Here is a 9,001-nt window from a genome sequence, read left to right as displayed (position 1 = left end):
CCCCGCCACATTTGCTTTCATCTCCCGCATCCTTGTAGCCTCGAAGCAATGAGCCCGCAGCGACGCCCGCTGTTTCCCCGCCGACCAGGAAAGCCAGCCCCTGTGAAGACTCCCCTCCGCTTAATCGTCACACTGGGCGCCGTCGTGGCGCTCACCGCCGCATGAAACCTCTTCGGGGCCTCGTCTCGCGAACGACTTCCAGAGGACCCGCGCTTCGCCGAGTTCACCTACAAGACCGACGACACAATCGAGGTTCAAGAACGCACCGACTCCTTCAACGAGCGCATGCCCGGCCTGGGGGCATCCAAAGGGCACGTTGTCGTCGCGAATTTCCCCGAAGGACGCGGCTTGCCATCCCCCGATTCCCATGCCTGGCTAACCGGAGTCGCAACCGTCCCCACAGACACGGTCACGAAACTCACGGAAGGGACTGACGGAAGTACCACGTTGCTACCAGGCATCTACCCGGGCCTCTATCAGTACGTGCCCCAGGACTGCCACTTTGCCACTATCCCCGCCGACCACGCGAACTCCGTCCTCCAGACCAACCAGGACGCCATCTACTCGAAATGGGGTTCATTCACCATCACCGACTTCGCAGCCTCCACCGACTGCAACCTCATCATCGTCACAGGCGAAGCCATCAAGGGCTAACGGCACTCACTCACGATCCCCGGCCCCGGCCTCGTCCAAGTTTCGGAGCGCAGTTCAAGCACGAACGAGGCCGGGGTTGCCGCATGCGGGCACGCGGCGATGAAGAAACGATAAACGCAAGATCACCCTGTTCTAAGTCGTGTCCCAGAGGTCCTAGATTCCCCCATCAGCACCGAATTTTCGCGGGGGATTTGTCTTGATTTTCCCGTGGAATAACGCCACTTCCTCCCACCGACTATCGAAGAAAGCACACAATTGGCCCCCCGGGACCTCGGACCCAGCCATACTGATGGACGACAGCACCCACGAGGAAGGATCCCCAGTGCGTATCGCTCTCTTTTCCACGTGCCTGGCAGACGTCATGTTCCCCCAGGCAGCCCAGGCGACGGTCACCCTGCTAGAACGCCTCGGCCACGAAGTCGTGTTCCCTGAAGACCAGGTGTGCTGCGGACAGATGCACGCCAACACCGGCTACTTCGAAGACGCAGCGAAAATCACCCGCAACCACGTCAAAGCCTTCGAGCCCGTGCTCGACGGCCAGTGGGACGCCATCGTCGTCCCCTCCGGCTCCTGCACCGGCGCAGCACGCCACGAACAGAAGGTCGTCGCCGAGCACGTGGGCGACCACGATCTGGCCAAGCAGTCCCAGCGCATCGCCGCGCACACCTACGACCTGACCGAGCTGATCACCGACGTCCTCGGCCTGGAGGACGTGGGCGCTTACTTCCCCCACACCGTCACCTACCATCCGACGTGCCACTCGCTGCGTATCGCCAAGGTCGGCGACCGCCCCTACCGTCTGCTGCGGGCCGTCGAAGGCCTGACCCTCGTCGACCTGCCCGACGCCGAAGTCTGCTGTGGTTTCGGCGGAACCTTCGCCATGAAGAACTCCGAAACCTCCACCTCCATGCTCGCGGACAAGGTCACCAACGTCATGTCCACGCGCGCCGAAGTCCTGGTCATGGGCGACTACTCCTGCCTCATGCACGTCGGCGGCGGCCTGTCCCGCCTCAGCTCCGGTATCCGACCGATGCACCTCGCCGAAATCCTGGCATCCACCAAGGACCAGCCCTTCGAGGGCAACATCTCCTTCGCACCCGAAAGCGCACAGGTGATCTGATATGTCTGAAACATTCATTGGCATGCCCGGCGTGGTCTCTGACGACGCAAACGCACTGGCCCACACCGGCGGCTGGCGCACCACCGTCACCATCCCCGAAGACACCCTCCGCTGGGGTCCCACGTTCCCCCAGGGCGCCCACAAGACCCTGGCAAACACCCAGATGCGCCGCAACCTGGGCCACGCAACCCGGACGATCCGCGCCAAGCGCGCCCAGCGCGTCGCAGAAATGCCGGACTGGGAGAACCTGCGCAGCGCCGCCGAGGCCGTCAAGTTCGAGGTCGCCTCGCGTATGCCCGAACTACTTGAGGAATTCGAACGCAACGTGACCGCCCGCGGCGGCATCGTCCACTGGGCGCGCGACAAGCACGAGGCCAACCGCATCATCGCGGACATCATCAAGTCCAAGGGCGTCGACGAGATCGTCAAGGTCAAGTCCATGGCCACCCAGGAAACCAACCTCAACGAGTTCCTGAAGGAAGAGGGCATTAGCGCTCGCGAGACCGACCTCGCCGAGATGATCGTCCAGCTGGCCGACGACATGCCCAGCCACATCGTCGTCCCCGCGATCCACCGCAACCGCTCCGAAGTACGCGGCATCTTCCTGGACCGCATGGAGGACGCGCCCCGCGACCTCTCCGACGACCCGACCGAGCTGACGGCCGCGGCCCGCGCCCACCTGCGCAAGAAGTTCCTGCACGCCAAGGTCGCCGTGTCCGGCACCAACATGGGCGTCGCAGAAACCGGCACGGTCTCCATCTTCGAGTCCGAGGGCAACGGACGCATGTGCCTGACCCTGCCCGACACGCTCATCACCCTGATGGGCATCGAGAAGCTCGTCCCCCGCTTCCAAGACGTCGAGATCTTCTCCCAGCTGCTCCCCCGCTCCGCGACCGGCGAGCGCATGAACCCCTACACCTCCATGTGGACAGGCGTCACCCCCGGCGACGGCCCCCAGGAATTCCACCTCATCCTCATGGACAACGGCCGCACCAAGGTCCTGACCGACCCGATCGGCCGCCAGGCCCTCGCCTGCATCCGCTGCGGCTCATGCATGAACATCTGCCCGGTCTACCAGCACACCTCCGGTCACGCCTACGGCTCCGTCTACCCGGGCCCCATCGGCGCGATCCTCACCCCGCAGCTCACCCAGGGCCTCGACGAGCACGACCCGGTGCACACCCTGCCCTTCGCGTCCTCCCTGTGTGGCGCGTGCGGCGAGGTCTGCCCCGTCAAAATCGACATCCCGACGATCCTCATCCACATGCGTGCGCGCACCGTTGACGTCAAGCGCAACCTCGTGCCCGACGTGTGGGACCTCGCGATGGGCGTGGCCACCCCCGTCATGTCGAACNGCCCTGGAAGATGACGCGGCCACCGTCCGCGCCGGCTCCCGGCCCGATTTCGATGAGGTGGTCGGCGGCGCCCAGGACACGTGTGTCGTGGTCGACGACGACGACGGAGTTCCCGTCAGTAATAAGCTCACGAATGATCGCTAGGACCCCGTCAACGTTGGAGGGGTGCAGGCCGATGGTCGGCTCGTCGAGGACGTAGAGAACCCCCGTCGTCCGGTTGCGCACGGCGCGCGCGAGCTGCACGCGCTGGCGCTCGCCGTTGGACAACGTCGAGGACGCGCGGTCAAGGGACAGGTAGGACAGGCCGAGCTGCACGAGGCGATCCATCGGCTCAGTCATCTCGTCGACAATGACGCGGGCCATGGGTGCCACTTCCTCCGGAACGAGGCCCGGGACACGCTGGACCCACTCGCGCAGTTCCGTGAGGGTTAAGCGCGAGGCCTCACCCAGATCGATGCCGTCGATGAGCGTCGAACGCACCCGCTCCCCCAAGCGCGTACCGCCACAGGCCGGGCACGTGCGGGTGATGAGGTACTTCTCGACGCGAGCAAGCGCTTTTTCATCTTTTGCCTTCGACAAGGCGTTTTCGACGGTGGCGACCGCGTTGAAGTAGGTGAAGTCCAGCTCCGCGCCGCCCGTCTTGGTCGCGACGACGATGTGGCGCTTCTCGGCGGGCCCCTCGTAGACGATCGCCTTTTCGGCGTCGGTCAGATCCCGGAAGGGCACGAAAGTGCGCACGCCCATCTCACGGGCGACGTCTTTCATGAGCTTCCACATGAGAGAGCCCCACGGGGAGACCGCCCCCTCGTCGATGGTCAGGGACTGGTCGGGCACGAGGGCTGCCCGGTTGACGACGCGCTGGACGCCCGTTCCCTCACATACCGGGCACGCGCCGCCCGAGTTGAAGGCCATCTCCTCAGCGCCGAGCCCGTCGAAGGACTCCCCGCATTGCGGGCACGTGAGAGGCGCCTCCAGGGCGACGTTTCGCGAGGGCGGGACGCGGTGACCATTCGGGCACAGGTAGGAGCCCGCGCGCGAAAACAGGAGGCGCAGGTGGTTGAGCAGCTCCGTCGCGGTGCCGAAGGTGGAGCGCACGTCGGGTAGATGNCTCCTACGAGCTGACTGCCGTCGTCGCCTCCCTGCTGGGCTTCGCGGCCTGCTACGTGTTCCTGCTGGCGTGGGGTCCGACGACCCCCGCGGAGTGCGCGACCAGCGCCGACGAGTCCGACAAGCCCACCGGCTCGCGTATCGGCTTGGCCCTGCTGCCCTACGTCCTCGTCGTCATCATCATCGCGATCACGAAGCTGGCCAAGCCCGTCGCAGCTTTCTTCTCGTCCACGGACGTGAAGATCCCGTGGCCCGGCATCTACGGCAACCTGCTGACCGGCGACGGTTCCCCGTCGACCGCCGCGATCTACACGCTGCAGATCCTGTCCAACCCCGGCACATGGATCTTTGTCACCGGTATCATCGTCGCCATCGTCTACGGCACGAACTCCTCGGGCGGGCGCTTCCAGACCTCGGTCGGCGAGATGTTCGCGGTCCTGCCTCGCACCATCTACTCGCTGCGCATGGCGATCCTGACGATTGCCTCCGTCATGGCCCTGGCTTTCGTCATGAACTTCTCCGGCCAGACCACCTCAATCGGTGCGGCCCTGGCGACGACAGGCGCCGCCTTCGCGTTCCTCTCCCCCATCCTGGGCTGGATCGGAACGGCCGTCGCCGGCTCCGCGACCTCGGCGGGCGCTCTCTTCGCGAACCTACAGTCCACCGCCGCCGCGGGCGCCGGCCTCGATCCGAACATCCTGCTGGCCGCCAACACGATCGGCGGCGGCATCGGCAAGATCGTGTCCCCGCAGAACCTGGCGATCGCCGCGACCTCCGTGGACGCGGAAGGCTCGGACGCCGAGATCCTCAAGAAGGCCGCCCCCTACTCGATCGGCCTGCTCCTGGTCCTGTGCGTCCTAGTGTTCATCGCCTCCCAGGGCTGGCTGGGCTCCTACATGCCGCACTGAGCAACCTCATCGCACAGGCGGGACCCCGNCACATCGTCGTCCCCGCGATCCACCGCAACCGCTCCGAAGTACGCGGCATCTTCCTGGACCGCATGGAGGACGCGCCCCGCGACCTCTCCGACGACCCGACCGAGCTGACGGCCGCGGCCCGCGCCCACCTGCGCAAGAAGTTCCTGCACGCCAAGGTCGCCGTGTCCGGCACCAACATGGGCGTCGCAGAAACCGGCACGGTCTCCATCTTCGAGTCCGAGGGCAACGGACGCATGTGCCTGACCCTGCCCGACACGCTCATCACCCTGATGGGCATCGAGAAGCTCGTCCCCCGCTTCCAAGACGTCGAGATCTTCTCCCAGCTGCTCCCCCGCTCCGCGACCGGCGAGCGCATGAACCCCTACACCTCCATGTGGACAGGCGTCACCCCCGGCGACGGCCCCCAGGAATTCCACCTCATCCTCATGGACAACGGCCGCACCAAGGTCCTGACCGACCCGATCGGCCGCCAGGCCCTCGCCTGCATCCGCTGCGGCTCATGCATGAACATCTGCCCGGTCTACCAGCACACCTCCGGTCACGCCTACGGCTCCGTCTACCCGGGCCCCATCGGCGCGATCCTCACCCCGCAGCTCACCCAGGGCCTCGACGAGCACGACCCGGTGCACACCCTGCCCTTCGCGTCCTCCCTGTGTGGCGCGTGCGGCGAGGTCTGCCCCGTCAAAATCGACATCCCGACGATCCTCATCCACATGCGTGCGCGCACCGTTGACGTCAAGCGCAACCTCGTGCCCGACGTGTGGGACCTCGCGATGGGCGTGGCCACCCCCGTCATGTCGAACTCGACCCTGTGGAAGGCCGCCGGCACCGGCACCAAGGCCACTCGCCTGTTCGCCAAGAAGGGCTCGATCGGCGCGCTGCCATTCCCGGCCTCACTGTGGACGCGCGCACGCGACCTGCCGGTCGCCCCGAAGGAAACCTTCCGTCAGTGGTGGAAGCGCACCCACAAGGACTCCGACGCCAACGCGCCGCGCACGGACCGCCCCGCAACGGGACTCCCGCTCGCTTCCGAACACGGCATGACCACCAGCACGACCCAGAAGGAGGCGTGACATGACCACCACCATGGACGCGAAGACCGCGATTCTGGCGCGCGCACGCGACGCCATCTCCCGTTCCCAGCAGGGCCGTCCGGTGCGCCCGATCCCCCGCGACTACATTCGTTCCACTGAGCACGCGCCCGGTTCCGACGCCGTCATCGAGGAAATGATCGAGAAGCTCGAGGACTACTCGGCGAAGGTCGTCGTGGTCTCCAAGGAGTCCGAGGCCGCCGACGCGATCTCGACGTTCCTGGCCGACCAGAAGGCCACCTCCGTCGTGGTTCCCACCGGCCTGGACGACGCCTTCAAGAAGGCCGCAGCCCGCGACGATCGCACGGTCCGCGAGGACAGCCGCGAGCATGCCATCCCCACGCTGGAACTGGACGAAATCGACGCGGTCGTCACGCGCAGCCGCGTCGCGATCTCCATTTCCGGCACCATCATCCTTGATGGCGAGCCCGACCAGGGCCGCCGCGCGATCTCCCTCGTGCCCGACACACACGTCGTCGTCCTCAAGGCCTCCGACATCGTGCCCACGGTCCCCCAGGCGGTGGACATCCTCGGAAAGAACCCGACCCGTCCGATGACCTGGATCGCCGGCGGTTCGGCTACCTCCGACATCGAGCTGGTCCGCGTCAACGGCGTGCACGGCCCCCGCTTCCTGCGAGTCGTCATCGTCAAGTGAACGTCTCGCTCTGACAACGTCACGCGCCCGGCTGCCATTGCGCAGCCGGGCGCTGCGTTATGCCTTCTTCGTGAGCCGTTCTGTGCCGGGGGCAGCTGGGCGCTATGAGTGGCACCCTCAGCTCCTCAATGCGCAGCTGGGGCCTACGGGGGCACCGCACCCGATATGGGGCGCTGCACCCGATATGGGGCGCTGCACCCGAACAGAAGAGGTGCATTGCCTACGGATCGGGTGCAGCGCCCCAAGACACAAGAACAAACGCGGAACTGGCACACCGAACCACTCACCGCCACAACCAGCCCGGGCACAGGGCGCCGAGCCGGTAATGATGACCCCGTCAGCGCAGATAGCGGCCCGTCACCGAGGCCTCGTTGGCTGCAATATCGGTCGGCGTTCCCTGTGCGATGATGCGGCCACCCTCGATGCCACCGCCCGGGCCCATGTCGATGACCCAGTCGGCGCAGCGGATCAAGTCCAGGTCGTGCTCGATGACGAGAACGGTCGCTCCCCGCTCGATGAGGTGCTGGAGCACGTCGATGAGGACCTGCACGTCATCGGGGTGCAATCCGATGGTCGGCTCGTCGAAGACGAAGAGCGTGCCGTCCTGCCGTCTCCCCATTTCCGATGCCAGTTTGAGCCTCTGCGCCTCGCCGCCGGACAGAGCAGGCGTCGCCTCGCCGAGCGTCAGGTAGCCCAAACCTAGGCCTGAGAGCGTCTCGAGGAGCGCTCCCGCCTTCTTCAGGCCGCGCACGGCAACCCGGGCCTCGTCAACGCTCATCGCCAGAATATCCGGCAACGAAAACCCATCGCGGCGAATCGACGCAGCCTGCGCGCCGTAGCGGCTCCCCCGGCACTCGGTGCACTCAATGTCCACGTCCGGCAGGAACTGCACGTCCAGGGTGATCTGCCCGGTCCCGTCGCATGTGGGGCATCGAAGCGAACCCGTGTTGTAGGAGAATGCACCGGGCTTCACCCCGGCCGATTGAGCTTCCTCGGTGCGCGCAAACGCACGGCGAAGCTCGTCCAGGACGCCCGAGTACGTGGCCACGGTCGAGCGCACGTTCACGCCGATGGGTGTCGCGTCGATCAGGTTGACGCGGGAGATCCCGGCGCCGTCCACGTCGCGCACGTGCGCGGGCAGCGGCTCGCCCGCGAGGCGCGCACGCAGTGCGGGAACCAGCGACTCAAGCACGAGCGTCGTCTTGCCCGACCCGCTCACGCCCGTGACGGCCGTCAGCGAGCCGACGGGTACGTCCACGCTCAGGGGCCGCACCGTGTGTATCTGCGAAGTCTCCACGTGAAGCGCGCCGCGACCGACGACGTCCGCGCCCCGACCCGACTCCCCCGCCACACGCTCAACCCGACGCAGCCCAGCCATGTACGGGCCGATGCGAGAAACGGGGGCGTGGGAGGCCTCGTCGATAGTGCCCTGGAAGATGACGCGGCCACCGTCCGCGCCGGCTCCCGGCCCGATTTCGATGAGGTGGTCGGCGGCGCCCAGGACACGTGTGTCGTGGTCGACGACGACGACGGAGTTCCCGTCAGTAATAAGCTCACGAATGATCGCTAGGACCCCGTCAACGTTGGNGGTCGCCAGGGACTCCAGGTAGCGCCGCGATCCCTCCGCGTAGAGCGTGCCCAGGGCCAGGGAGGATTTACCCGACCCGGATACGCCCGCGACCGCAACGAAGGCGTTCAGGGGAACGTCAACGTCCACGTTCTTCAAGTTGTGGACGCGGGCGCCGCGCACGCGGATGACGCTGGGCACGTCAGAACCCGAGGCGTCCCAGCATCTTCGGGTCGGACTGCCAGTCCTTGGCGGTGCGCACGTGCAGGTCGAGGTAGACGCGCCGGCCCAGCAGCTCCTCGATGTGTGCGCGGGCCTGGGTGCCGATCTGCTTGAGGCGCGAGCCCTTCCGGCCGATGATGATGGCCTTCTGGGAGTCGCGCTCGACGTAGACGTTCACGTGAATGTCAAGCATGGGCGGGCGGTCGTCGCCCTCGCGGCGCGGCCTCTCGATGATCTCCTCGACTTGGACGGCCAGGGAGTGCGGCAGCTCGTCGCGCACGCCCTCCAGGGC

The 9,001-nt window shown here is 66.4% G+C and carries 4 protein-coding genes and 5 pseudogenes; 6 read left to right on the top strand and 3 right to left on the bottom strand.

Annotated features, from left to right (window positions below; all coding sequences use genetic code 11):
* The first annotated feature begins 102 nt into the window (after positions 1-102).
* The 3 genes and pseudogenes from BQ7477_RS04820 to BQ7477_RS04810 all read left to right on the top strand — a co-directional run.
* Positions 103-654: pseudogene (locus tag BQ7477_RS04820) on the top strand (hypothetical protein).
* Positions 655-976: 322 nt separating this feature from the next.
* Positions 977-1,774 (top strand): (Fe-S)-binding protein, encoded by a 798-nt coding sequence (locus BQ7477_RS04815; protein WP_073983024.1) that lies wholly within the window; start codon positions 977-979, stop codon positions 1,772-1,774.
* Between the two features lies 1 nt (position 1,775).
* Positions 1,776-3,128: pseudogene (locus BQ7477_RS04810) on the top strand (LutB/LldF family L-lactate oxidation iron-sulfur protein); the annotation flags it as partial.
* Here the strand turns inward: BQ7477_RS04810 and BQ7477_RS04805 are convergent.
* Positions 3,118-4,041 (bottom strand): ATP-binding cassette domain-containing protein, encoded by a 924-nt coding sequence (locus tag BQ7477_RS04805; RefSeq protein ID WP_478209459.1) that lies wholly within the window; start codon positions 4,039-4,041, stop codon positions 3,118-3,120. The pseudogene BQ7477_RS04810 and the gene BQ7477_RS04805 overlap by 11 nt on opposite strands.
* A 197-nt stretch (positions 4,042-4,238) precedes the next feature.
* On the opposite strand from BQ7477_RS04805, the pseudogene BQ7477_RS04800 reads away from it, so the two are divergent.
* The 3 genes and pseudogenes from BQ7477_RS04800 to BQ7477_RS04790 form a co-directional block, all read left to right on the top strand.
* Positions 4,239-5,144, top strand: a pseudogene (locus BQ7477_RS04800) (L-lactate permease); the annotation flags it as partial.
* 20 nt (positions 5,145-5,164) lie between these two features.
* Positions 5,165-6,247, top strand: a pseudogene (locus BQ7477_RS04795) (LUD domain-containing protein); the annotation flags it as partial.
* Position 6,248: 1 nt separating this feature from the next.
* A complete protein-coding gene (locus tag BQ7477_RS04790; protein ID WP_084795669.1) occupies positions 6,249-6,920 on the top strand; it encodes a LutC/YkgG family protein in 672 nt (223 codons plus the stop codon).
* Between the two features lie 337 nt (positions 6,921-7,257).
* On the opposite strand, the pseudogene BQ7477_RS12780 reads toward BQ7477_RS04790, so the two are convergent.
* Both BQ7477_RS12780 and BQ7477_RS04780 read right to left on the bottom strand, forming a co-directional pair.
* Positions 7,258-8,670 (bottom strand): annotated as a pseudogene (locus BQ7477_RS12780) (hypothetical protein); the annotation flags it as partial.
* Between the two features lie 19 nt (positions 8,671-8,689).
* Positions 8,690-9,001, bottom strand: a 312-nt coding sequence (locus BQ7477_RS04780; RefSeq protein ID WP_200783475.1) for a KH domain-containing protein, incomplete at its 5' end; no start/stop codon positions are given.

Source organism: Actinomyces bouchesdurhonensis (genome assembly GCF_900128465.1).
GTDB classification, from domain to species: domain Bacteria; phylum Actinomycetota; class Actinomycetes; order Actinomycetales; family Actinomycetaceae; genus Pauljensenia; species Pauljensenia bouchesdurhonensis.
This window is presented reverse-complemented; position numbering and strand designations above follow the sequence as displayed.